9 protein-coding genes are annotated in these 26,040 nt (G+C 44.1%); all 9 read right to left on the bottom strand.

Annotated features, from left to right (window positions below; translation table 11 throughout):
* Nucleotides 1-198: 198 nt before the first annotated feature.
* Entirely contained in the window at nt 199-1,515 is a 1,317-nt protein-coding gene (locus IQ211_RS05110) for a cation:proton antiporter (protein WP_189759010.1), read from the bottom strand.
* A gap of 523 nt (nt 1,516-2,038) precedes the next feature.
* The gene (locus tag IQ211_RS05105; protein WP_189759011.1) at nt 2,039-2,416 is read right to left on the bottom strand and encodes a VOC family protein; all 378 of its coding nucleotides are present in this window, start codon (nt 2,414-2,416) and stop codon (nt 2,039-2,041) included.
* Between the two features lie 156 nt (nt 2,417-2,572).
* Nucleotides 2,573-4,252: an amino acid adenylation domain-containing protein gene (locus IQ211_RS05100; protein ID WP_189759012.1), complete on the bottom strand. Its 1,680-nt coding sequence runs from the start codon at nt 4,250-4,252 to the stop codon at nt 2,573-2,575.
* Between the two features lie 113 nt (nt 4,253-4,365).
* Entirely contained in the window at nt 4,366-5,595 is a 1,230-nt protein-coding gene (locus IQ211_RS05095) for a hypothetical protein (RefSeq protein WP_189759013.1), read from the bottom strand.
* Between the two features lie 19 nt (nt 5,596-5,614).
* Nucleotides 5,615-6,418, bottom strand: coding sequence for an outer membrane lipoprotein-sorting protein (locus tag IQ211_RS05090; RefSeq protein ID WP_189759014.1), 804 nt, complete (start codon nt 6,416-6,418; stop codon nt 5,615-5,617).
* Between the two features lie 57 nt (nt 6,419-6,475).
* Complete coding sequence (locus IQ211_RS05085) at nt 6,476-8,827, bottom strand: efflux RND transporter permease subunit (protein WP_189759015.1); 2,352 nt, start codon at nt 8,825-8,827, stop codon at nt 6,476-6,478.
* A 109-nt stretch (nt 8,828-8,936) separates the two neighbouring features.
* Nucleotides 8,937-9,680, bottom strand: coding sequence for a DUF2306 domain-containing protein (locus tag IQ211_RS05080; RefSeq protein WP_189759016.1), 744 nt, complete (start codon nt 9,678-9,680; stop codon nt 8,937-8,939).
* A gap of 36 nt (nt 9,681-9,716) precedes the next feature.
* The gene (locus IQ211_RS05075) at nt 9,717-17,039 is read right to left on the bottom strand and encodes a non-ribosomal peptide synthetase (RefSeq protein WP_189759017.1); all 7,323 of its coding nucleotides are present in this window, start codon (nt 17,037-17,039) and stop codon (nt 9,717-9,719) included.
* Nucleotides 17,023-26,028 carry a beta-ketoacyl synthase N-terminal-like domain-containing protein gene (locus IQ211_RS05070; protein WP_189759018.1) on the bottom strand — a complete coding sequence of 3,002 codons (9,006 nt, stop codon included), beginning with the start codon at nt 26,026-26,028 and terminating at the stop codon, nt 17,023-17,025. Before IQ211_RS05070 ends, IQ211_RS05075 begins: the two co-directional genes overlap by 17 nt.
* Between the last annotated feature and the right edge of the window lie 12 nt (nt 26,029-26,040).

The raw sequence follows: 26,040 nt of genomic DNA, 5'->3' as shown, positions 1-26,040 counted from the left end.
GTGTGACTGCCGTATCTGTAATCCATGTTGCACCTCCAGTACAACACAGTATTGCAGCTAAAGCTGACCGACTAAAGTCGGTGGTTTTAACCTTTCATATGGAAGAATAAATATTGCAAAGAGGAGGGGAACCATAGATTCTTTGATTCCCCTACCATTTTTAAAAACTATTTAGACCTGAAATTAAATAATCACAGCTTAATTCCTTATACTTTTTGTCTCCCCCATAAACCAACGGATCAGAGGCGTTGTAATAAACGTACTCAAAATAGCCATAATAACGAGCATGGTAAAAATATTAGGCGGTAAAATTCCCAAATCATAACCAATATTGAGAACAATAAGTTCCATAAGCGCTCTTGTGTTCATTGAAACACCAATAGTTGCTGCAATACGACGATTTTCACCTAATAATCTACTGGCAATATAGGTTCCGCCAAACTTTGTCGCAAATGCCACTAAACAGACCAATAGACATATCATCCATTCATCGGAACCGTTCAGGCTACCAATGTCTGTACGAAGTCCTGTGTACGTAAAAAATATAGGGAGAAAAAATACATGTACCAAGCTACCAATGCTTTCTTTCCAACGTACAACAAACTCTCTATTGTCATGTAATATGATACCAATAACAAAGCTACCGATTAGAGCAAAGATCCCAAGGTAACTTGTTACAGAAGCAGATAAAAACAGAACAATGATCATGTAAGCCATAACGGGATGACTGAGCCGCTTTTCTTTTTTTAACCTCGAAGAAAGCCAACGACGCAGAAGTGGTCTGACAATCAAAAATATCAGTATGATATAAATAACTATGCCAAACATGTTAAACATAAATTGATCAAACTGATAATTGGAGACAAAGAGCGTCAGTATAGCGCCCAACAATATCCAGCCGATGATATCATCAATTGCGGCGGCTCCGATGATTAAAGCGGCTGTTCGCGTGTGGGCCAATCCCAACTCCATAAAAATCCTTCCCAGCACGGGAATAGCCGTAATCGATAGTGCTAAAGCAAAAAATAATTGGAAAGCTGTTTTATCGGGACGAGACGCTGCAATCGAGTTCCATATCCATTCAGCAGAAAAGAAACCCACCGTAAAAGGCAAAATAATACCCGCAATGCTTATTACAGCGACCGAAAATCGACTCTTCTTTAGTTTCTCTCCGAATTCAAATTCAAGCCCTATTTCAAACATCAATAAAATGAGTCCAATCTGGGCAATACCGATAAAAATCGTTGAACTTTCTTTTGGAAAAATACTTCCCATCAGTTCCGGAAAGAATGCGCCCGCCACACTTGGTCCTAAAACCAGACCTGCTAATATTTCTCCTGCAACGGCGGTTTGCCCTAAAAAAGAGCGGCTAATCCAAACAAAGAGTCGTGTAACAATAAAAATAATAATTAACTGATAGAGCAATCTAAATAAAATATCTTCAGCTGAAGAAGGAACAACCGACGCCCCCTCATTGACCAATGTGTCAATGAGCGTATTATTTTTTTCATTCATATCAATAAATTCCATTTAATGTTAAATGGAATGAAAGACCCAAGGCCATTCATTCATAAATAAACCATTATTGAAAACATATAGAAACCCAGCCAGCGCTTGTAACTGTAATTATTCGCCTCTCTTTTTTAATAAACAGAGCCACACCCAATAAATAAAATTAATTTGGCATTTAAAATGCACGCCACATTTAGATTATTTATATCGTTATCACTATTTATCTATACGCATTAAACTTCAAGTTGCAATTTACAACACGCTATGAAACCTGATTTCTCCCCGCTTTGCGGGGAGAAATCACACGCATCTTGAAGTTAGATTGGTATATACAATTATCTCTGATATTTATTAAAGATTTCTTTCTTCCTAATAAACTTAACTTAGCCATTAAAACAGTATATTGGGGAGTACCTTAATATATTTCAATTATGATGACTAAGGATAAATAATAATTGATTATTTTTAAGTTAATTATCTCAGGCAACTTTATTATAGTTGCCTGTGTGCATCTTAGTAAGAGAGATTATCCCTGTAACATACAGAAGACATTCAATTTATTACCGTCGAGATCTCTAAAATAGGCGGCATAAAAACCATGCTCGCCACGAGGTCCCGGTTTTCCTGCATCCGTTGCTCCAAGAGCAATTGCTTTGTTATACACTTTATCAACCTTCTCCTGACTATCAATATTGAGCGCGATCATTCCCCCATTACTCACCGTTGCCGGATTGCCATCAAAGGGCTTAATAATGCACAAATTCGTCATGTTAAAATTCGGGCCCCAGGCGATAAAAGCCGGTGTTTCCATGACACGCTGGGCACCGAATTCGGCAAGCAGCTCATCGTAGAATGCGGCTGCACGGGAAAAATCATTCGTACCCAATGTGATATAACCAATCATTTTTACTCCCCCATGTTCTATTTTTACAGATATCAAAATTTATTTTATTAGAGGCCAGCAAAAACCGCAATTAATTACTCCACTCTATAAATTGATGATGAAAATAGAACAGGGATAATCTTAATGTAATATCTGATTGATATAATCACTATAAGTTTAAATTACACTATTGTCATTTATGTCATCTTTACCCCATCCAATCTGATTTAAGTCCAATTTTCCGTTTTTATTCATCGGAAATTCCACAACGTTTGCTGTAAAATCAGGCAGCATATAATCAGGAAGGTATTTTTTTAATAACTGTCTGATCTCTTTATGCTGAATATTATCAGCGGTGTTAGATTGATATAACACAACAATTTTTAAGTCATTAGAGTCCTGTCGATAGGTTGTGGCAATAGCATCTTTTACAAAACTTAATTTTCGCATTGCGGACTCAATTTCACCCAATTCAACCCGAAAACCTCTAATTTGAATCTGATTATCGATACGCCCCAGATAATATAACTCCCCATTTCCCTTATATCGAGCAAGGTCACCAGTGCGATATAAATTTAAAGATGATTTATCAAAGGTATTAGGAATGAATCTCTGGCGACTTAACTTTGGCCGATTTAAATAGCCATTGGCAACACCTAAACCTGCAATATACATTTCTCCAGCTTGATTTTCTTGTACTGGTTGACCGGCTTCATTTAATAAATGGATGATCACACCTGGTAAAGGCAAACCAATCGGACTGATATTACTGACCAAATCATCGGGTTTAATCTGATGAAAAGTCACATGCACTGTAGTTTCGGTAATACCATACATATTAATTAATGCAGGTTGTTCATAACCATACTTATCTGTCCATTGACGGAGGCTCGATACATTCAACATTTCTCCACCAAAGATAACGTATCGCAGGCTAAGAGGTTCTGTTCTGTTTGACATATAATCATCAGTTTGAATCAGTAACCTAAATGCCGTTGGTGTTTGATTTAATACCGTGACTTTTTCACGTACCAATAACTCATAAAATTTTGGCGGATTCCGACTGATATTATAAGGCACCAATACCAGCGTTCCTCCTTTCAAAAGTGCACCCCAAATTTCCCAAACGGAGAAATCAAATGCTATCGAGTGAAAACAGCTCCAGACATCTTTATCAGAAAAATCAAACCGTTCTTCTGCCGCACGAAATAGATGAATTACATTGTAATGTGCGATTGGTACGCCTTTGGGTTCTCCCGTTGAACCTGAGGTATAAATAACATAAGCCCATTGTGTACTTTTAACTTCTTTCTTTGGATTTACTGCCCATGAAGGTAAAAGTGCCGGATAATCACGATCAAAACAAAAAGTCTCAACTGAAAAGCCGGATAACATTTTCAGATATAAACATTTTGTGATGACAATATCCGGTTTTGCATCATTAAGAATGGATTTTATTCTCTCACCGGCATTATTAATATCCACTGGCAAATAGGCGTAACCCGCTTTTAATATCCCTATAATACTGATCACCATATCAAAGGAGGGTTCTAAAAAGATACCTATACATTTGCTTTCCGGTGCTTTTTTAATTAAATAATGGGCAACTTGATTTGCTCTCCTATTCAGCTCACCGTAACTCATTCTCTCCTGATTTAATACCAATGCTGTTTTTTCATCATGGTGTTCAACGATTGATTCAAACCATGAAATCAGTGAAATATTATCCAAATCATGCTGGGTTAATCGCTCATCCAGATCCTCAGAATCATTCTGGGAAGAACTTAAACCAAGTAATTGTGATAATACTTTCTGTTGATGTCTTTCAGACATATTCAGAAAATTTTCTTTATCCATTTTTAACCTTTTAATGAATGCTAAATAGGTTTTCATAATACTGAGAGTATCAGATATTGGCGTTCCTTACCCCGCGCGGAGTAAGGAATACTCCTATCATTTTGAAACGCTATTTAGATACCAAAGAAATAGATGAATTTCATTCCAATATAACTTTCATTACGGAAGCCATATAACAGCTCTTCAGAATCTAAATTTTCAAAAATAGCGCCATTCAATGACAATTTGAAATTATCTCCCAATCGGCGACTACCATTAAATATCCATGCCCTGGAACCGTAACGCATATCCTGAGTTACACCTAAAAACAAAACTGAGTCCTGTTCATCATTGGCAGAAAATTGAACACCGGCAAAAATATCATTTTCAAAAGGCGTATCTGAAAATTTATTACGGGTGTCTTTCATATACTCCAGAAAAAAAGTCAAATTAGCACTGCTTCCCAAAACTCCATAATGGGTATATTCCAAACCACCCGAATAAACTAAAAATGATGTTTTAGGGCTTCTCGAAAAATGAGGATCTTTTTGCCGATAAGCCCCTTCCCATTTAACAATCAAATTATTAATGTTCCATTGGTATTCCAATCCAATCTGCTGAATTTGCCCATAATAGGGAACCAATTGATGATGGTTATTTAAAACAAACTCCGGTGTACGTTCAGTGCCATTAAAGTAGGATAATCCTAAATCAACATTACCGAATGTATGATGGCTGCGTACAGCAAAGTCCAGCTTTGATTTTTTATTCGCATACTGATAAACGGTATTGCGCGTGTCAACATCTAATTCGGCACGTAACCTTGCTTTGTGACCGGGAAACGTTCTCTCTCTGAATCCGGTAAGCAGAAACAGATCAAAAATACCCCAGTCATTTACTTTGGTTAAATTAATCATTGGCTGACCAAGTTTTTCATTTCCAAAAGGATCATCGACCAAATCTGACTGATTAATGATATCTACCGGGTGACTAAATTCTGTCACGCCCCAAAATACTTTTCTGAAACCCGCATAAAGTTCCCACGAATTATGGATATACCCCCAATATAAATCTCGTGGCTCAAAAGGTTCTCGGTTATTGCTGCTGGAGTCTTTTCGATACAGTGCATCCATAACGACGTGCTGTTTACCGTCATCCCATTCTGTAAAGTATTTGCCTCCGACCTGAAAGGAATGGCTTTCCCTTTCCTGCTTATCTGATAAGCCCTTCTCAAAGAAAACCCGCTGTTCCCATCCGACAGAGACATCGAGTTTTCCGGCGGATACATTCCAACAAATGAACACGGCCAACGCACTGATCAGCTGTGAAATAACGCGCCCCTTTGTCCTTATTATTGACTGCATCAAAATATACCTCCGGGCACTATCTCGTTCTCTTCAAGGCAGCAATATCAAAATCCCGATCGGTTAAGCCAGCCTGAAATTGGATATTTCTCACAGATAATTTCGTTATTTTGTTCGATTGATGATTCTTCATCGTAATGTTTAAAGAACGCCAATACTTATCCATATAAAGTTGATAGTCGTCGAATGTTCTTGTTTTCAATAGCGCATTACGGCGGTCGTAATAATCAATTCTGATAAACCGGTAGAACTCTTTGTCTATCCACACGATTTGCCGGACATAGCCTGATTCTTTATCAACGGGTTTTCTCTCAACAATAAAGCAGGATTGTTGTCCACACGGTTTTTCCCCCAGATAATTGTACATTTTGTATTTCTCTATCTCTTCAGAAGCCAAATCTTCATAGGCAAACTCACTTCCCATAAAAGATCCTGATTTATTGCTGGAAGAAATACGTTTTACCCGTCGTGACGCCGGCAAATATATCCATTGCTCATCATCCCGATCTAAATGTGTAAAGGCCAATAAAGCGGTTCCTTTTATATCTCTGGGCTGCTCAAAAAAAGTTAATAATTTGTCTCCATCCCCTGTCACTTCCAGCGTATTAATCTTTAAATAACGATAACTTTCCTGACCTTCTGCATTCAGTAGCGTCATTTTAAGATCAGTGATCGTATCACCGAAACCGTTATCTCTGGCGATAGCCTCTTGAAGAATTTTTTCCCCCCGTTCTTCCGAAGCTAATGTAGGGAAACTGAATAAACCTAAAATAAATAGAGAGACCAACGATAATCCTTTTATTCCGACAACGCATTTTTTCATTATATGTTCTCCTAAAAACATTCTAATTATTCGTTTAATACCAACAACGCCATATCGTTATATTTTTATCATCAGGGGTTCATCAGGAACGGAAGGTCTATTTTTCTTACTGTCTATTGCTATTAACAACGTTGGCAATAAAAAGAAATCAAGCAAGAGGGCAAAAATCACCGTCATCACGGTAAAAATCCCCATTTGGGCATTCATTAAGAAATCTGAGTGCACCATCGAGCCGAAACCACAGATAAAAATGATGCTGGTTGATAGCAGAGCAGTACCCACCGTTGAGAAGGCATAGCGTACGGCGTCCTCTGGCGACATATTGTGTTCACGACGTGCGCGAAGGTATTTGTAAACAAAGTAAACCGTGTCATCGACAACAATACCTAACGTCATGGTTGCGATGGTTGCCGCTGCAAGCCCCACCACCCCGTCAATAATGCTCCATAAGCCGAAGGCCATAAAAATGGGCAATATATTCGGCAGCATGCTAATCAATGCATATTTCGCACTACGAAAAACAATGCCTAAACAGAGCGTAATAATCAGAAACGAGATCACGGTACCCACTAATAGCCCTTTAATATTGGTGTTCATCAGGTAGGTGTACATTAAAGATGCGCTGGCAGCATGAGTATGCATGGATGAAGGCGCATTATTGATCAGCCATTTTTCATGAGCCTCTTTTGTCCTTTGCATTTCAAAGGTACTTAAATCAGAGAAAGTTACCGTCATTTTGGTTGCGGAACGTCTGACATCAATCTGGTCGTTAAGATCCAGCCCCAAAGGAAGAGACATTTCATAAAGCAAGAGGTACTGAGCAATGGCCTCTCTGTCTGTCGGTAACTTATAGTAAGCGGCATTATCCCCATTCATACTTCGGTTGATGCGTTTCACGGTGTCAGTGATCACATTGACATTCATAACACCCGGTTGAGCACGTGACCAATTCGCAAACTCATCCACTTTTGCCATATATTCAGGCTCATTGATTCCACCTTCTTTCCCTGCTCCTAACGAAAACTCCATATTGAAAAGTCCCGTTAAATGATCTTGGGTAAAGTCAGAGTCATCCCTGATTTCAAGTCCTTTGGCAAAGTTTTTAACAAAGTTTTCATCAACCGTCAGTCTAGGTATAAAGGCCAGCATGACAAGCCCGAACGCCACTGTACCAAACTGTAGTTTTCGCCTGTTATCGATAATCCAATTCGCCAGAAATGCAATGGAGAACTGCGTTTTCTGGATACCAGGTTTCACTCTGACAGGTAAAACAGCAATCAGTGAAGGCAGTAAAAATAAGGCATAAAACAGTGCGGCTCCCATACCTATTGCCGTCATATTACCCAAATCATGAAAAGGTGGCGCATCACTCAAGTTCAGACCTAAAAATCCAACAGCAGTGGTCACACTGGTAATCACAACCGGAGAGAGATTAACCCGCAAACTTTCCCTGATTGCGTCATGTTTGCTATCCCCCTGCTTCATACGGTGAATCACAGTCACTAAAATGTGAATACTGTCAACAACCGCCAGCGTCATGACAATGATCGGCACATTGGCGGAAACCTGAGTCAGTTTTATGCCTATGTATCCGGCTGCACCCAATGCCGCAATGATGGAAAAAATAATCACCAAACATACAGCAAAAGTTGCACTAAACGATCTCAGCACCATAAAAGTCAGAATAAGTACAATCAGAAATACAATAGGTATTGTTGTTGACATTTCCTTAATGCTGATTTCAGGAAAGGCATTTGACATCATTGCCACACCCGTTAGGTGGATATCAATATCCGGATACATTTGTGTGTACTGGTTTTTCAGTTGACGCACGTACTCTGCGACTTCAGCAACAATTTTGTCGTCTCCATCGGGCAAGCGTACTGACACATTTACTGCGGTCACATCACCATTGTCAGAAATGATGCGTTTGACTAACAAAGGCTCATCCAACGCTGTCTTTTTGATCTCCACCAAGTCATGTTTTGTTAACTTTGCCGCATCAGGAACCAGTTTCCTGATTTCCAGATTGTCATCATCTGCTTTAGTGACCTGAAAATTAGTTATAGAGTCAACACGATACGCATTTGGAACTTGCCAGGCATCTTCTGTTAACTTTTCAACTATAGAAAGAAACTGTTTACTGAAAACATTGCCATCCTTTGGTGCCAGTACAATCAACGCACTATCACCATTACTATAAGTCTTCTGCATTGACTCATACGCATTCAAAAATGGGTTTTCCCGGCTAAAAAAAACTTTATAACTACTGGTAAATGCCAAGTTTTCCATGCCCTTGAAGGTAAAAAACACAGCAATACAGACCAAAATAAGATTGAGATAACGCCTTCTTACCACCCAACGTGCATAACCTGATGCAACGTTATCTACCCAGTTAGAAGATTTCATGCGCTGTCCTTATATAAACGCAAAGGTTAATAAATCGCCACACAAAAACATCTTGCTTTCCCTGTAAGCAATCTGCCCACAGTGATAACAATCACCTAATAACAACGACCTAAAGTGTAATTTCGTATCTTTCCTGAGATGTCGGGGTCAGAATGGCAACCGCAGCCTTCTGTTTTTTCGATTCGGCAGATTGTCCCTTTTCTGGCGGCCGTGAGTTGTGGATCCAAACCTCAGCCAAAATGAGATGGATCGTGAATCCAATCCACAGCGACAACGACAGCGCTTCACCAATGTCTTTTCCACCGATCTGTATAAACAGCGGAATAAGGGCATGCATTGTGGCGGGGCCCAGTGAAATCATATAACTGCGGATCATCCACTGGCGATGAAGCTCGACCCTCCTCTTTAAAATCATTGCGATAGATCTTAAGACACAGAAGATCATGACCAGAGAAAATAAAATCGATGAAGACGTTTCTGATGTCCCACCGACGGGAAACAGAATTCCCATTAAAATCCCGGTTATTCCCACCACCATAATGGTGGTGAAGAAGCAATATCCTGACCATTTATGGACTTTTGGCCATTTTCGTCTGATGCGATCAACAAACTGAAGAGGCCCTAAGATATAGAGCACAATACCGGTAACCAGATGCATATAGGACATAAGGTGATGTTTTATATACCCCATATCATTCACCTGATTCGGGTTTAACAGGTTAGGCTGTAGATTGCCGCTTACCCCTTCTGCAATCCACCAGGTTCGATAGATGCCGTGGATGATCGTTCCCACACACACCAGCGCGATCCATGACCAGCAAAATCGAACCAGTATCTTGTTCTGTAATTTCATATCGATTCCTTCTTACGTTTTGCCAATGATCCGCAGCTACAGGACGTTGGCGTTGAGTGTGAGCTGCTCAATCACATCGGCTACCCGTTCTGGATAGGTAGTAATGAAATAGTGATGACCCTCGTCTAATGTGATCAAACTGACGTCATGAGCACACTGTTTCCATTTCAGATACTGAGAGGCGTATTTTTTGGTTAAAGGATCTTGTTTACTCACTAAATTCACCAACGGCGTTGTTATCCGCCAATTGCCCCGTTGTTTCTCGTATTGATAGGCCAACTTTGCATCTTTCCTGAAACGAAAAACTAAAAAGCGGGCAACAGAATCCTCCAACTTCCCATCAGCGGGAATGCCCCATTTTTTGAGTAGCTGTAATAAGGAACCATCGCTTTTATGTTTCCATCGGTCATTGAAAGGCAGATAGCGAACAATTCGGGGTAACGGGAATGCCGCCGCCGTCACTAAAAATTCTGCAGGTTTTCCCTTTAATTCCAGTCTTCGGGTAATTTCCAGTGCCAGATAACTGCCAACGCAATGACCATAAATGGCGACTTTCCCTGGAACGTGTTCCACTATCTCTCTGGCACATAATTCAGCGAGCATGTTGTAGTCCATGCCAGTTTCTTCATACCTGCTGCCAAATGCATTACCGGGGACAGTGACGCCATAGACTGAATAGCCGGCGTTCTTTTTCGCTAATGCCTGCGCCAATGGCTGATAGACCGTAGCCGCCGCGCCCGCATAAGGCACACAAACCAGCGTTATCTGATTCTCTTCCTGACTGCGATGCAGCAACGACAAAAACCCCTTTTCAGCGTTTTCAGCTTCTGCGCTTCCCGTACCGGATAAATAGGGGATCATGCCTGTGATCGTGGGTGCCTGATAAAACGGGATTAAAGACAGTTTATTTTCAGGAAAGAGATCCTGAATGCGGGACAAAAGTGTGATTGCGGTTAACGAGTGCCCTCCTATTTCAAAGAAATTATCGTTAATACCAATTTGCTTCCGATTGAGTACCTCTTTCCAGATATCCGCCAGTTGTTGCTCAATGGCAGAAGAGGGTTCCACAAACGCTTTATCGGATAGTGGAGTTGTCTCTAATGCAGACAGTGCTTTTCTGTCGAGTTTTCCATTACTTGTGACTGGCAATTCATCCAATATATTCATTTGCGCGGGAACCATAAAATCAGGTACGCGCTGTTTCAGAAAAGCATTCAGTTCCTTGATAGAGAGCGTCATGTTTTGGTGCAACACCACATAAGCGCTAATGAAATTACCGACGTACGCATCTTCCTTTAAAAGAACGGCGCAAGCTTTAACGCCATCACAGCTTTTCAGGCATTCTTCAATCTCACCTAATTCAATACGGAATCCTCTGACCTTGACCTGAGTGTCAATCCTGCCCAAAAATTCAATATTGCCATCCACTGACCATCTGGCAAGGTCGCCTGTGCGGTAGACTTTCTCTGTCGGATCACAGGAGAACGGGTGAGGAATGAAACACTTCTCCGTCAGTTCCGGTAAATTTAAATACCCTTTTGCCAGACCAGCACCGCCAATTAATAACTCTCCCGGCGCGCCAACCGGTAAAAGATTCATGCGATCATCGACGATATAAAGTTGCGTATTGGCAATGGGTTTGCCTATCAGCGTTTTTTTATCTTCCCGTTTTTCGGCTTCCCAATAACTGACATCAATGGCGGCTTCAGTTGGTCCATAGAGATTATGGAGTTTGACCTGCAATTTTTGGTTGACGCGCTCCAGGACGCTATACGGCAACGCTTCTCCGCTGGTAAAAATACGCGCTAATGAAACACATTTCTCGCTGCCACGCGTGTTGATGAAAACATTCAGCATGGAAGGAACAAAATGGCAGGTGGTGATCTGCTGTTCACCAATCAACCGGATAAGATAATCAGGATCTTTATGGCCTTCCGGAATGGCAAAGACTAATGTTGCTCCTGCCATCAATGGCCAGAAAAACTCCCATACCGAGACATCAAAGCTATAGGGTGTTTTTTGCAGGACGTTATCCGTGACATTCAGCCGATATTTATCCTGCATCCAGCGAAGCCGATTGACGATAGCGGAATGCGGTAACATGCATCCTTTAGGCGTGCCTGTCGAACCTGATGTATACAAGACATAACAAAGGTTATCCGGCGTGTTCCCCACAGGATTCGGCAAAACATGGTGAGAATGCAACTCGGTGCGCTGGGCATTTAAAAACAACAGCTTCCCGTCGAAATGGGTAAAAATCGATTGGTGATGCTTCTGCGTTAATACAACGGGAACCCCCGAATCTTTCAGGATATAAGCCAGCCGCTGGGCAGGATAGCTAGGTTCAAGCGGCACATAAGCCCCACCGGCTTTTAAGATGCCCAATAAACCCACAATCATTTCCACGGAACGCTCCAGGCAGATACCGACCCGTGTTCCCGCTTGAACGCCAAGTTTCTGCAAGCAGTACGCCAGTTGGTTTGCTTTCGCATTAAGTGCCTGATAGGTTAGGGTGAGATCTTCAAATACCACGGCCACGGCTTCCGGCGTTTTTGCTGCCTGTTGTTCAAACAGTTCATGAACGCAGCACGCCTCCCCCAAATTGACGGCGGTACGGTTCCATTCCTTAAGGATTTGAACAGACTCTTTTTGATCCACCAGTGGAAAATCAATCAGTTTCCGTTCAGGCTGTTCAACGACTTCCTGCAATAACCGTGTTAAGTGTTCAATCACACTCAGTGCGGTGGATTGGTGATATAAAGAAGGGTTGTATTTGATGTTTAATGTGAAGGTTTCTGCCGCTTCAACGACTTCCAACATAAACTCATATTCCCCGGTCTGAGAATATTGGGTTAAATATTCTGCCAATATCAGCTTGCCTAAAGCCTGAGATTCCTTTTGCGGCATGGCCTGTTGATAGACAAAAGCCATCTGAAACAGAGGGGAATCATCCATGCTCTGAGACAGATTTAAGGTTCTTACCACGACAGGAAAAGGTAAGGCATGGGCTAAACCATCCAATACGGTCTGTTGTAACGTTCTCAGATATTCCAGATAGCCGATATCCTGCGAGAGCTGGCTGCGAACAGGGATAGGATAAACATAGTAACCCACCTTTTCCCGCTGATGTTCTTCCGTTCTGGCATCCGTCGGCATACCAATGACGATATCGTCCTGTCGGGTAAAACGATGGATCACTAACTGAAACAGGCTTAAAAAAACGGATGACAAGTAAACAGAATGCGTGTCGGCGAAGGCTTTTAATTTTGTGGAGAAATGGGTGGATAACGTCCGTGTCAGTGTTTCACCTTTATATTTCTCAACATTCAGGTATGAGCTGTCCGCCAGTAATTTGGTGGAAACAGGCGCGCCCGCCAGTGTCTTCTTCCAATAATCTAACCGACGTTTTCCTTCGTCACTTTGCAAAAGCACCTGCTCGTGCATCACAAAGTCATACCAATTGTCTTTTCCTGCTTCCACAACAGGTGGCTGATTCATTGATAATTGGTGATAAAAGCTGAATAATGCAGAAACCATTGGATTAACAGACATGGCATCCACAACAATATGGTGTGCACACAATAAAATGATGGTTTCTTTTTCAGACAGATACAGCAAATTGACCCGTAATAAGGCATCGTTATCAAAATCAAAAGGCTGGTTTATCTTTTCCAACAGATAGGCTTCAAGTTCCTTCTCCGTCAATGACAGTGCTGTTTCAACATTCACCCTTAATGCACTTTGGGGGTTATTGAATAAATAGGGAAGCCCTTCCTCTTCGAACACAGTGGTTGCCAGTATGGGATAGCGTTTAACCAGTAAATTCAACGCCTGTTGAAATAATTGCGGATCTATCCGGCCATTGACCCGAAAACAGACCGGACAGTTGTAGGCACTATTTTGAGGCGCGTGTTTATGGAGAACCCATAATCCTTTCTGACCTTCGGATAGCGGATAGGTTTCCGGTTTTCTTGCCTGCTTGGCAGAAGTAAAAGTATTTATCGCCTGAGCCTGTACGGTCTGAATAATTTTTTGAAGTTCGGATGTCGCGCTGTCATTCCCCTTTATTTTGGCATGCTGTTTTTCACCATATTGTTCTGTCAGATAATCCGATAGTTCAATCACTGAATTTTTCTCCAGCAGGATCGCAATCGGAAGATTCATGCCCGTATGTGATTCCACCATCCGCACGAATTTGACCGCCTGAGATGATGACATTCCCAATGCAAACAGGCTCATGCTGCTATCAATTTGCTCTAAAGGCTGTTGCAGGATGCGAGCAATCAGAGAAAGCAAAAGTTCTTTTATACTGAGCGAACGTTCATCGGCGGCCTGTGCGGGTGAAAGACTGTCCACTGGCAGGCGATGGCTAATCGCAGACTCACGCGGTTGCGTATTCATAGGGGATAAATCCTGCTGCGATTGATAAAGCGGATAAACAGGTAGTGGCATTTTGGGAAGCGGTTCATCCCTGTGAAAATGCTGCCAGTTCTGCCATTGGCCTTTTACCCAGACTTCCGCAATCTCGTGATTCTGCTCGGCATTGAAGACCAAACTCTCTTGCCCTGCGGTGTCAGAACCCGCAACGCGCCCCTGATAAATACCGGCTCCGGCACCATCTGCAAGCCATTGTTTCAGCTTTGTGAGCAGAGCGGATACTGAGCTGGCGGGAATGGCTAAACGCTGATTAAAGTGTTCCCGTCCTGACTGGACCACAGCAAATAAGTGTTGCAGTGGTATTTCCCTGTTATCTTTCAATGCCGATTCAAAAAAATGCACCCAGCGTTCCGCATAGCGTTGCAGTCCATCCGGTGATTTCGCTGACAGAACAAACAATTCTGGCAGGCTGATATTCGCGCTCTTCTGCAAACATTGCGCTGACGGATGATAGCTTTGCAGCAGCAGATTGGCATATGAGCCAGTACTGCCAAAGCTATTCACCATCGCCAGTTTGGGCTGTTGTCGGGTTCCCTGCCATTGACGTGGTTCAGCCACAATACTTACTGGGCTGTCATCCAATTTTATCAACGGACTCAGGGTGTTATAAGGCATAACGGGCAATAAATACCCGTGCTTCATTTGCAGCAGTACTTTTGTTACTTGTGATATTCCAGAGGCGGATTCAAGATGCCCGATATTCGGCTTTAGCGTGCCGACAAACAGCGGAGAATGGCGCTCTGCAAAGGCGGTCTGTATCGCGCGAATTTCTGAAGCATCACCGAATACTGTGCCGGCCGCCGCGGCTTCGATATAATCGACAGCGTCTGCATCATAGCCTGTTTTCTGTAGTGTACTTTTGAGCAGTTCACTCTGCTGTTTTGTTGAAGGAACACCATAGCCCGATACTCTGCCGCTATGGGCAATGCCGCCGCCTTTGATTACTCCCCAAATATGATCGTTGTCGGCTTCCGCCTGAGAAAGCGGTTTTAACAGCACAACGCCAACCCCCTCTCCCGGAATAATTCCAGCCGCATCCTCGCCAAATACCTGAGCATCGCAACGTTCGGAAATCATGTTAAATCGTTTGAGATCCGTAAAATGGGTAGCGTGGGCAAAAAGATTGATACCACCTGCCACCGCCACATCGCAGTCACCCTGCGCAATCGCCTGACAGGCAAGATAGATCGACGTTAATGAAGACGAACAACTCGTATCTACGGCCAAACTTGGCCCTGTCCAATTGAAAAACCAGGATACCCGGTTCACGATGGATGAGAAGGTAGAGCGACTGACTGACTCCGCAAGTATCCCAGTTTCCTCGGCTGAACCGGCAGGTTCATTCCACATCACGCCGGTGAAGACGCCTACACGCGGCCCCAGATGCTGCAAATTTTCGCCGTTGTATCCGGCACTGTCCAACAGCTCGTAAACACTCGTTAAAAAACAGGCTTCCTGAGCTGAGATCCGTTCCCGTTCTGTCGCTGAAATGCCAAAAAAATCAGCATCAAAATTCGTAATCGAATGCGCGAATCCTCCCCAATGTTCAAAACGTTCCTGTGTTCCCCAACGGTCATCAGGTACTCGGGAGAAACAATTTTTCTGATCGTTGAGGTTTTGCCAGAATGTTTCGATATCCGGCGCATCAGGGTATTTCCCCTGTACACCAATAATGGCAATATCCTGCCCCTGCGCCTCAGAACTGTTGATCTCAGGTTCCTGAAACTGCGTTTTCTCCACCAGCCCGAAAGCCATACCTAGCAGTGTTCGCTGGCTCGCCTTGAGCTTCAGTACGCCGGCTAACGCGGTTTCATCAACGCCGGATAACGGGCAGGAACCAATCGGGTAGTACGCCTGCTTTTGTGCAAGCAGCTGGATAATGGCACCGATTTCAATCGCTGCAAAAAAGTCACTTTTCTCTTTATACAGAGGGCGAATCCCGTCGTACTCCACCACAAAATATAAGCAACAATGCGCATTGTCGTAATAGGGGCGGTTATAGTAAAAATGGCTGTTATGAGGCAATTCATCCGATGAAATTTTATCCAACTTGTGTTCAACCGGATTATAGTAATAAAAGCCGGTTGAAAATCCACCGACTCTGCCGGGTTTTATCTCGACATAAATCTGAACACTGTAGGTTCCGCCTGCCGATGGATAGAGATATCGATCTCTGCCATCAATCAGCATGGCGTTGAGTGCGCTCAACCAGCCCAAGACACTGTCTTTTGGCATGGGCGCATCATCAAATACTCTGAAAGTGCGGCGAGCGTTATAGTGCTGCTGGAACTGCTCAGGTGAGAGTGTTTTGGCACGAACCGTGTCAAAATTGCTGTCCAAGTGACGGATGTTGAATTGTTTTTCTTTGAATGCCTGTTTTTCTGATAACGATGACAGTACAGACAGTTCTTTTTCTTCAGCCGCCACCGGCAAAACAGGTTGTTGATCGCACTGTTGATCAATCAACACTGCCAGCGTCTCTAACGTGGGCTTTGACAGTAACGTCTCCAGTTCAATATCAACATCAAACTGTTTCTTCACGGCCAAAACCAGCTCCATGACATTCAGCGAATTAAAGCCATGTTCAAACAAATCCTGATTTGGTTTGAACGCCTTGCCTTTCATCAGTTGCTCAAGCCGCTGTAGAGTGCCGCCTGCTCTGACAGGCTCCCCGATATCCTGCTGCTTGTTTTCAATCTGCCTGCTAATTAAATGGCGCAGGCGCGCCATTGTGGGGGTACGTAAAAACTCATCAAGGTTAAGATCAACGTCAAAACGTTCCCGAATACGAATCAGCACCTGCATGATTGATTTCGATGTCATTCCTTGATCAAACAGGTCATGACTGAAATCAACCGAATGCTCAACCATTAATATCTCAATGAATTCATTGAGATCGCTAACATTACATTTTCCGCCCATAGAAGTTCCCCTGTTTCTCCTCATCATGATGGCATTCGTCCACGGTTACAGAGTTCTGCACATCATAGTCAGCAAGGTCTTTCCCCTGATGCCCAAAATTGAGCATTTCATCCGTAAAAAACCATTTTTTGAGACAGGAACAATATTGTTGAAAGACAGCGGAAAATTCATTCCGGCCACATTCCAGTATGTCCCACTGGAGGCGGAGGGAGGAAGTATTGAGTACGGTGGGAATATTGTCCAGGACAACCCCCGGTGTTTGGGAAACGCTGTATGCGGGTTCAGGGAAATCCTTGCCGTAAGCCAGCAGGCAGGTGTAAACAATCGGGAAATGTAAATCAGGATAATGCGCGGCCATTTCCAACTCATCGACAGAATCATGATGCCGATCACTATCCAGTTGCGCCTGAACCCGGTAAATAAGCGGTTCTGGGGTTGGATCGGTCTCAGAAAAACTGACCCAGCTAAGACGGGTAAATACTCCGGTGGTGGTTTCAGGCACGCCAGCATATCTGTCCCAGGAAACCACCGCGATGGTAATAGGTTCATGCTTACCGGTTTTTAATCGGTTCCAGTTTAAAAGCGTTAAACCGAAAGCCGCCAGCAGGATACTGTCAACAGAAACACCCAGCTTTTCAGCCAACGCCTGTATCCTGCGGTAATAAGGCAAGACCTGCGTCAGTGGTGCGGGAAGTGATGCCTGATGAGCGAATGGCGTTAATCCATTAAGCCCCTGCTGCATCCGGGAGAATTTATCATGCCAGTAATCCCTCGCCGTTACGCAGCCTGAGATCTTCTGCTGATGCTTATAATGCAGGACGACATCCTGAAAGGTGATGTTCTGTGTCGGCAATCGATAGGTTTCTGATTTATAGGCATTAAACCATTGATTAAGTATCAGAAAAATACTTTTTCCATCAATCAGAACAAAATCAAAATTGACAAACAGGCGATTTTTCTGCCCTTCAAGCGTACACACCCGAATGCGATATCCGGGATATTCCCCCGCAGGATAACGCGTCAGCAACATTTCATTACGTATTGCATGACATCGCTGATGAAATGCTTCTTCTGTCCCGATTACATTGTCGGTCAGGATAGGATAATCCGGTACGTTATCCCGCACGTCCTGATGCAATGAAGCCAGATAACGCGTTCTCAGCACCGGATGATAAGCAACAATCTCATGCCAGGAGCGGGTTAACCGAGAGATATCGAGCACATCAATATCAAACTCAAGATGGCAGCAACAGGTTTTCCCGCCCAGTTTTACGGGCATCATTTGCCCCGCATATAAAGCTTTTTGAATACCAAGCAGGGGAAAAGAGGCGTTCTGCGCTTTCTCTTTTTCTCTCTCTAAACTGTGCCCTTGCTGCCCGTCTGAAACAGCGGGTTCTGAACTCGCTTGTTCTGAAATAGACTGCGCCCGGGCAATCAGTTTTTGACGATAAGCATCAAACAAAGCAACGACCGAACCTTGTTCCAGTACCGCATGGGCGACATACCAACGGTAGACCAACCGTCCGTTAACTTCGAAGACATGATGATCCAGCGCCACTTGAGGCGTTGTATTCATCATGTGTTGAACAGACCACCCCCCCTCAGGATTGGGTTGTTGAAATGCAGCAGAGATTAAATTCGTAAAAACCACCGGCAAGCGTATGTCTGCACGTTTAGCCGGATTCTGTCGCAACTTTCTGAGTACATTAACCGCCCCGACAAAGCTATGACTGGCATCCCTATCCAGCTGTTGCTGACAGGCAATGACCCGGGACTGAAACGTGTTTTCCGATTCCCATTCCGAAACAAAAATATTGCTATTGGCGAGCAATCCCACCAGCCCGCTGATCTGCGGATTGATGGCTAACCGATTGAAGTTTGTCAGATTGAGACTAAAACGTGCCTGTTCCGTCACCTGATGAAGCACTTCACAAAAAATAGTCAGCAACACCGCGCCGGTTGAACAGGACAACATATTGGCCTGAGTTTTTATGGCTGACCACCATTCGGGAGCCAGTTCCGCACTTAAACAATGCACCGTCTGTGGTACAGGGTATTGCGCCGGAAGATGTTTCAGATCCGGTCCGGGCGGGATATTCCCTAATTTATCAACCCAATACTGCATGCTCTGTTGAAAATACTCACCGGTGCGGATCTGCTCAACTAAGGTGAGGTATTTCTTCAAAGAATAGGTTGCCGGCAATGGATAATCAGGATCTTCTGACAGATGACGTAACTGTTCGACCAACAAAAAGACACTGGCGGCATCGGCGATCACTTCATCCAGTGCAATTTGCACAACGATATGTTCCGCATCCAATATCAATGCGTTGATGTCGAAATACGGCCAACACGCTAAGTCAAACACCTTACAATTCAACGTTGCCCGGCTGTTTGTCAGATAATCGGCTTTTTCTGAATCTGAATATTCCGATAACTCAGTGACTGAGAAGGAATAATAGGCATAATCTTCCAGCACCTGTTGCTGAAAATCATTGTTAACAACCGTATGCAGTGCCTCATGGTGATCAACTAAATGATTCCAGGCTGATTCGATGTGTTGAAGGGGGATGGCTTGTGCGATATGCAGTTCAAAATAGAGTGTGCTGCCCACACGTTGACCGTACGTAGAGAGTGCCCGTCCAATCACAAATGACTCTTGCAGTTCAGAAAGTGGGAAGGTTTGCGCTGCACTTTCTTTTGCTGAAGGGAGCAAAAGCGCTGCCGCGGCGAACAGTTGTTCTTCTGTCAGTCGCTCACAGGTCATCAAATCACCAACCAGTGCTCTTACATTTCGTTGTTCATAAAAAATCGTAAATGGGAGAGATACCCCGAAAACAACCTGCCAAAAATCCAGAAAACGGACGATATGCAGTGATGTCAGATGCAGGGCTGAAAAGGGCGTATTCGCCGACGGGACTTCATGACCGATAATATTTTCCAGTGTCCTGATAACAAATCTCTCAGCTTTTTCCTGAAACGCCATCGTCCGATTGGAAAGAAAAGCAAATCCATCCTCACCGGATAAATGGGCGGCTGCCTGTACGCTGGTCGGCATAGTCGACAATAACGGTACGGTTTCAATCGCCTTTAATTCGATTTTATGACGTTCAAATGGGTAAGTTGGCAGGCTTATACGTTCAGGCAGTCGATTCCGATACAGTCGATGCCATTTGACATTTGCGCCTTTGTGCCAGATATTGAGTAACTCGCGATGGTTATTTTCCGCCAACCAGCCATTAATCTTCTCTTGCCACACGCTTTCTTCAAACTGATCGGTATTGCTGAGCGTGATGATGTTTTCATTATTGCACTCACACTGTTTAAGCTGCTGGCATAAATCTTCCAGACTTTGAACCAGAAAGCCTGCACGTACTGGCATATTTTCCCTACCAACCTGTAAGGTAAACGCCAAACGCGCCAGTACAAGCTCAGTTTCGTTACCGCTGTTCTCAGATTGATAGCGCGATAAAAAGTCATACAGCTGTTTCACGCGTTCTTGCAATGCACTAACGGTTTTCGCCGAAAGAAGAATAGCGCAGGGGAGATTTATCTCGATTTCTGGCCGCTTAGACTGTTTGCTCTCTTCCAGAATAAGATGTGCATTGGTTCCGCCAGCGCCAAAACAAGAAATGCCGGCGATTCTTGGCATGTTCACCCCTTCCCTGTGGGGCTGTTTCCATTCCATTAACGTTGAATTTACGCAGAAAGGTGTCTGTTCGAAAATAATATCGGAATTAAGCCTTTCACCATAAAGTGTTGGAGCAATCGCCTTATGTTGCATTTGGAGCAGAACTTTAATCACACTGCCCACCCCTGCCGCCGCTTCACAATGACCGAAATTCGGCTTTCCCGAACCCATCAGACATACAGAGTGATGATTATCTGCGCGTTTTTGAAAGACTTTTGTTAATGCGCCAACTTCAATCAGATCGCCATATCGCGTGCCTGTACTGTGTGCTTCGACGTAACTGATTTCATCTGCATTAACCTTTGCTTCAGTCATGGCCTGCTCAATCACCCTCTGCTGGGCTTTCGGGTCTGGAGCACCAAATCCATTTGATCGGCCATTTTGATTCACCACGCAGCCCTGAATCACACCATAAATGTGCGCACCTTCATTCAAAGCATCCTCTAACCGTTTTAGTACCAGAACACCAATCCCTTCTCCCGGGATATAACCACTACTGCCTTCACCAAAACTGTTAAGTTCAGGCGATGAAGACAGCATTTTTCGGCGGCTAAGGGTTAAATATTTATTGGGATGAAGCGTCAGATTAACGCCGCCGACGATAGCGGCGTGGGTACGCCTTTGTTTCAGATCTTGACACGCAAGTTGCATCGCAACCATAGAAGAGGTACACATGGCATCTAGCGTCATGCTGGGTCCGTGAAAATTCATGAAGTAAGAAAGCCAATTAGCAATACTGGCCTGACTGCCGACTAATCCAACCGGTTGTTTCAGTTCATCGGATGTCACGTCATGTAGTTGATACTCGCTGTACATTGAACCGGCATAAACCCCGACCGCGTTTATGCCATTTTTTTCGCTCTTCCTGTCATCAGCCAGTGTCTCAGGAGTGTAGCCGGCATCTTCAATCGCTTTCCACGCTTCCTGCAAGAATAATCGTTCCTGTGGATCCATTGTCGCGGCTTCACTTTCAGAGATATCGAAAAACGCAAAATCAAATTCATCAACGCCGTCCAGAAAACCGCCCCATTTGCTGAGGTGCGTATGTTGACTGTCTCCATGATAATAACGCTGCCAATCCCAGCGATTCTGAGGAACCTCGCTAATACAGCGCTTACCCTGTTTCAGGTTGTCCCAAATTTGGGCGATATTCTCTGATTGCGGGTATTTTGCACTTATCCCGATGATAGCAATGTTCAGCCGATGATCAGAGGTATTCTGCCCTTGATTGGCAGCGTGAGATTCTTTTTTCTGATCTAAAGAAAGAAGGGATTGATCTGCATAATGTGTGACCGTTTGAGCCAGATACCGAGCGAGATCGGCAATACATTTGTACTCATAAAATAAGGTCTTAGGCAGCGAACCAAATGTTTTTTCCAATACCGCAACCAGTTGTATGGCAATCGCTGAATCAATGCCATATTTATCCAAAGGTTCAGTAGCCCGCAACTGTGTGGGGGCTATGCCTAATTCTTTACCTATTATCGCTTTTATCTGTCCGATTAGGGTTTCGAGTACTGGCTGATTTTGCGCATGCTCTATTTGCAAAACGTCAGCCTGTACCACGGCAGGAGGTGTTACAGATGCCTGCTGTTCCCGGGTTGAAAATCCTTTAATCTCAACACAAACATCCCCCTTGTTGTCACAGATGACGATATCTCTCTTCCTGATAGACGAAGCAGCGCCTGTTACCCATGCCCAGGCTTCACCTTTAACCGGCCGAATAACCCGGATTTCATCAATGGCAAAAGGAATTGGTGTGACAGCCCTCTGTTTGAGATCTTCTGGTGTTAGTAACCCCAAATAAGCCGCCTGTAGCGCGCCATCCATCATGGCAGGACAGAGCGTGAACGGTGTTGGTTTGAACGGTATCGATTGATGGGCGAACTCGTAAACCGGGGTGTTATCGGCTATAAATGCCAGCTTCGCGAGTGCAACAGTGTTTCCGTGACTGTTTTTCCCTATTGCGATTTCCTGAATAGCCCGATGTTTCTTGCCGATCTGAATGCCAAGCAGCTCAAGCACGCTGTAGCATTGTTCGGCGGTTAACCGACGTTCCTGACAGGATCGCTGACACTGTTCTATATCCAGAGAAGGGCTTTGTTGCAATGACGAAAAACCGATACTGCCAACGGTCAATGAATCCAGATAACTGTTATCGGCTTCTTCATGCGTTTCTGTTCCTAAAGCGCTATCAAAAGCAATATCAAAACGAAAAGCGTTTTCTTCTGCCGGTGACGTCTCGGGTTGAATATTCACCATCAACGTTAATGCGCTTTCTGCTTCTACCTTGATAGCCGGCTTCGCCCAACCTACGTTACGTAAACTCAACGGTTTTGTTGCGGCGCGGTCTGACAGCAATAACATGGCGGCATGCCGTACAAACTCAAGATGAACCACCCCCGGAAGCATCATTTGCCCATTGACCACATGTTCACGCAAATAAGGCTCAGCCGCACTAACCCGGAATTGATAGGATTTCAGTGCGTCATTTGATAGCGGAGCCGATTTATCAATGGAAAATGGTGGGTGATGGATAGCGCCTAAAAATGCACGAACCGGCAAACCGGATAGGCGAACCGGATATTTATTTTCCCATAAACATGACCAGTCGGGTTCCTCACCCCTTAACCAACGCAGCATCAATTCCGTCGTCATTCCATCCATCAGGAAGGAGGGTGAGGAAGGTAATGCCGATCTTAATGTCTCCACCTGCTGAGGTTCCTCGACATTCTGAATACCAATATCGCCATTAAGTATGCTGTCCAGCTGTGATATCAGCTCAGATAAATGGGAAGCCCCCAAGATGACTCGATATTGCCGTGCCTCACGGGACTGCAACGTGAATGCCAAACGCGCTAAATCAACAGGTTGTTTCTGTAAATCCTGTTCCTGTAAATAACATTTTATCTGCACGATATGGTCACGTAATGAGGCTTCCGAGTGCGATGACAGCGGGATTAACACCGATATTTCTGTTTTTGGCATTATTGTTTGATTCATATCGGTGTTCTTTTGCCCGAGAAACTCCTTAACCACAATATGAGTGTTATACCCACCGCCGGCAAATGAATTAATGCCGGCAATTTTGGGTAACGTGTCCCCTTCCCGCGTGGTGGATTCCCATTTTTTATGGTGATGATTGAAATAAAGCCCCGACCCATCGATGCCTAAACTGTCATCAATCTCGCTGAGTCCCTGAGTGCCGATAATGGTCTGATAACGCAATTGCAGCAGAACCTTCACCAGTGCCACCAGGCCGGAAACCGCCTCGGTATGTCCGATAGCGCCTTTTACCGTGGATAAATGAATATGCTGATCGGGCAGGAAAACTTTTTTCAGGGCAGTGATTTCTGTGAAATCGCCTGCTCTGACACCTGATGCGTTACATTCAACAACGGAGAAATCATCTGCCGATACTCCCGCATTTTTCCAGGCTTTGCTGATGGTTTTAGCCTGTTGTTCAACATTGGCTGAGATGAGGGAAAATGTCCTTCCGCTATTATTTGCCGCGCCGCCGGCAATAATGGCATAGATATCATCCCCATCTTGTTGCGCTTTCGACAACGATTTAACGACCACCGAGACAACCGCTTCTCCCCTGAGTTGCCCCTTGCTTCGCTTGCTAAACAATTCAGGTGCCGCCGCTGGCGACAGAATGCCATCCTCACGCGCAATAAAGCCGTAAGGATGCAGGAAAAGACTGCTTGCACTGACAATGGCCTGATCCACCTGCCCTGAGCGAATCAAATCACAGGCGCCAAGCAATGCCGTTGCGCCTCCCGTGCATTCGGTATTAATAAATTGGGTCGGGCCTTGAATATCAAGAAATCGGGCTATCCTGCCCGATGACATGGCCGGTTCATTACCGGCCCAATAATAGAAGTTTGTTTCTACATCCTTGTCTCTCAACAGCTTTTCATAATCATTCGCTAAGGCCGAAACAAACAGCGCGGTACGATCGCCGCTCATGTCCTGATTCGCATGACCGCTGTCTTCAATACTTTGAATAATGACTTCCAGCAGCAAACGATGCTGAGGGTCCATGTACTGAGCGACGGCGGGCGGGATTTGGAAGTACTGTTCATCAAACCGGAAAATATCATTAATAAATCCGGCGGAACGAATGAGAGTTCCCGCCGATAACCACGGGCGATCCTCCGGAAAAGCGGAAAAACCCGATTTTCCTTCCAGCAGGTTTTTCCAGAATTGCCCCACAGAATCTGCCTGCGGAAAACGCCCTGCAATCCCAACAATAACCACTTGCTCATCCTGAACAGATTTGGGGGACGACGGAATTTTTATCTCTGCGTCGTGTTTCAGCTGAGGTTTTGTCTCTAATGGCAGCCGATTTCCACGAAAAAGCTGCTTAAGACGCGTTTCATGCTGAGGAAAATCAATGCCTAAGAAAAACAGATAATTTTCAGGATACGTTTGAATTTTCGTAATGCGGTGTTCATCCATCTCCAGCTTTAATACACAAAACATGCCATTCAGGCGGGATAAAACAAAGGGAGACGCTTGAGTTAATTCCATTCGGACAAATAACGTTAAGGTATTTTTGTCGCGAATAAATAACTCATCAAATAGCGTGACTCCCTCCTTTCCTATCGCCGTCCGTAATGCGTAAATAAAACTTTTCCATTCAGCAATTCCATGACCAGTGATATCGCCATTATGAAATACCAGCTCCGGGTGCAGCAGGCTGTTAATTTGGCGTAACGGATCCTGACTAAAGACACAATCAACAAGCTGTTTAGCCCGTTCACCCATTCGTACAGACTGTTCATCACAGGCGGTATGCAGCCTCCCATTTTCGTTAATCAGCACACGTTGTTGCCAGGCCGGGTAAGACAGACATTCTTCAGAAAGCGGCGTACCAAGCAGAAAAAGAAAGTCCTGTGACTGTTGCCATAATTCAACGATTTTGCCGTCACTGATGCGTATTGCGATCTGACAAAAGTTCGAATATTCGCCACCGGAAATCACCTCATCATGCCAGCGATCCGCTTTCCAACGGTGAAAAAGATGCAGAATATCATCCTGAACAATCACGCTTTCTGGGATCAGTTTTAAATTGGCAGTATTCAGCCTGACAGACTGAATAAATGCCTGAAACGCCTGAGCACTATTTAACTCATTACCCTGCATATGGCACACACAGGTTTGAGCAAACAGATTATTGAAAGCGTCAAAAGACGATTCATCAGAAGACCAATCATCCTCCCATGCTGCTTTCAATCCCAGAACAAACTCCGCGTACGGATGTTGCAATAGCCAAGTCGTTTTATCGGTCATAGAAATGCCTTC

The sequence above is a fragment of the Xenorhabdus griffiniae genome, assembly GCF_015163655.1.
Lineage (GTDB): Bacteria > Pseudomonadota > Gammaproteobacteria > Enterobacterales > Enterobacteriaceae > Xenorhabdus > Xenorhabdus griffiniae.
Note: the sequence above shows the minus strand (reverse complement) of the source record. Positions and strands in the feature narration are given on the sequence as shown.

Coding starts and splice junctions, on each gene's coding strand:
- IQ211_RS05110 (WP_189759010.1), bottom strand. CDS start 1,515: ATGAATGAAAAAAATAATACGCTCATTGACACATTGGTCAATGAGGGG.
- IQ211_RS05105 (WP_189759011.1), bottom strand. CDS start 2,416: ATGATTGGTTATATCACATTGGGTACGAATGATTTTTCCCGTGCAGCC.
- IQ211_RS05100 (WP_189759012.1), bottom strand. CDS start 4,252: ATGGATAAAGAAAATTTTCTGAATATGTCTGAAAGACATCAACAGAAA.
- IQ211_RS05095 (WP_189759013.1), bottom strand. CDS start 5,595: ATGCAGTCAATAATAAGGACAAAGGGGCGCGTTATTTCACAGCTGATC.
- IQ211_RS05090 (WP_189759014.1), bottom strand. CDS start 6,418: ATGAAAAAATGCGTTGTCGGAATAAAAGGATTATCGTTGGTCTCTCTA.
- IQ211_RS05085 (WP_189759015.1), bottom strand. CDS start 8,827: ATGAAATCTTCTAACTGGGTAGATAACGTTGCATCAGGTTATGCACGT.
- IQ211_RS05080 (WP_189759016.1), bottom strand. CDS start 9,680: ATGAAATTACAGAACAAGATACTGGTTCGATTTTGCTGGTCATGGATC.
- IQ211_RS05075 (WP_189759017.1), bottom strand. CDS start 17,039: ATGGGCGGAAAATGTAATGTTAGCGATCTCAATGAATTCATTGAGATA.
- IQ211_RS05070 (WP_189759018.1), bottom strand. CDS start 26,028: ATGACCGATAAAACGACTTGGCTATTGCAACATCCGTACGCGGAGTTT.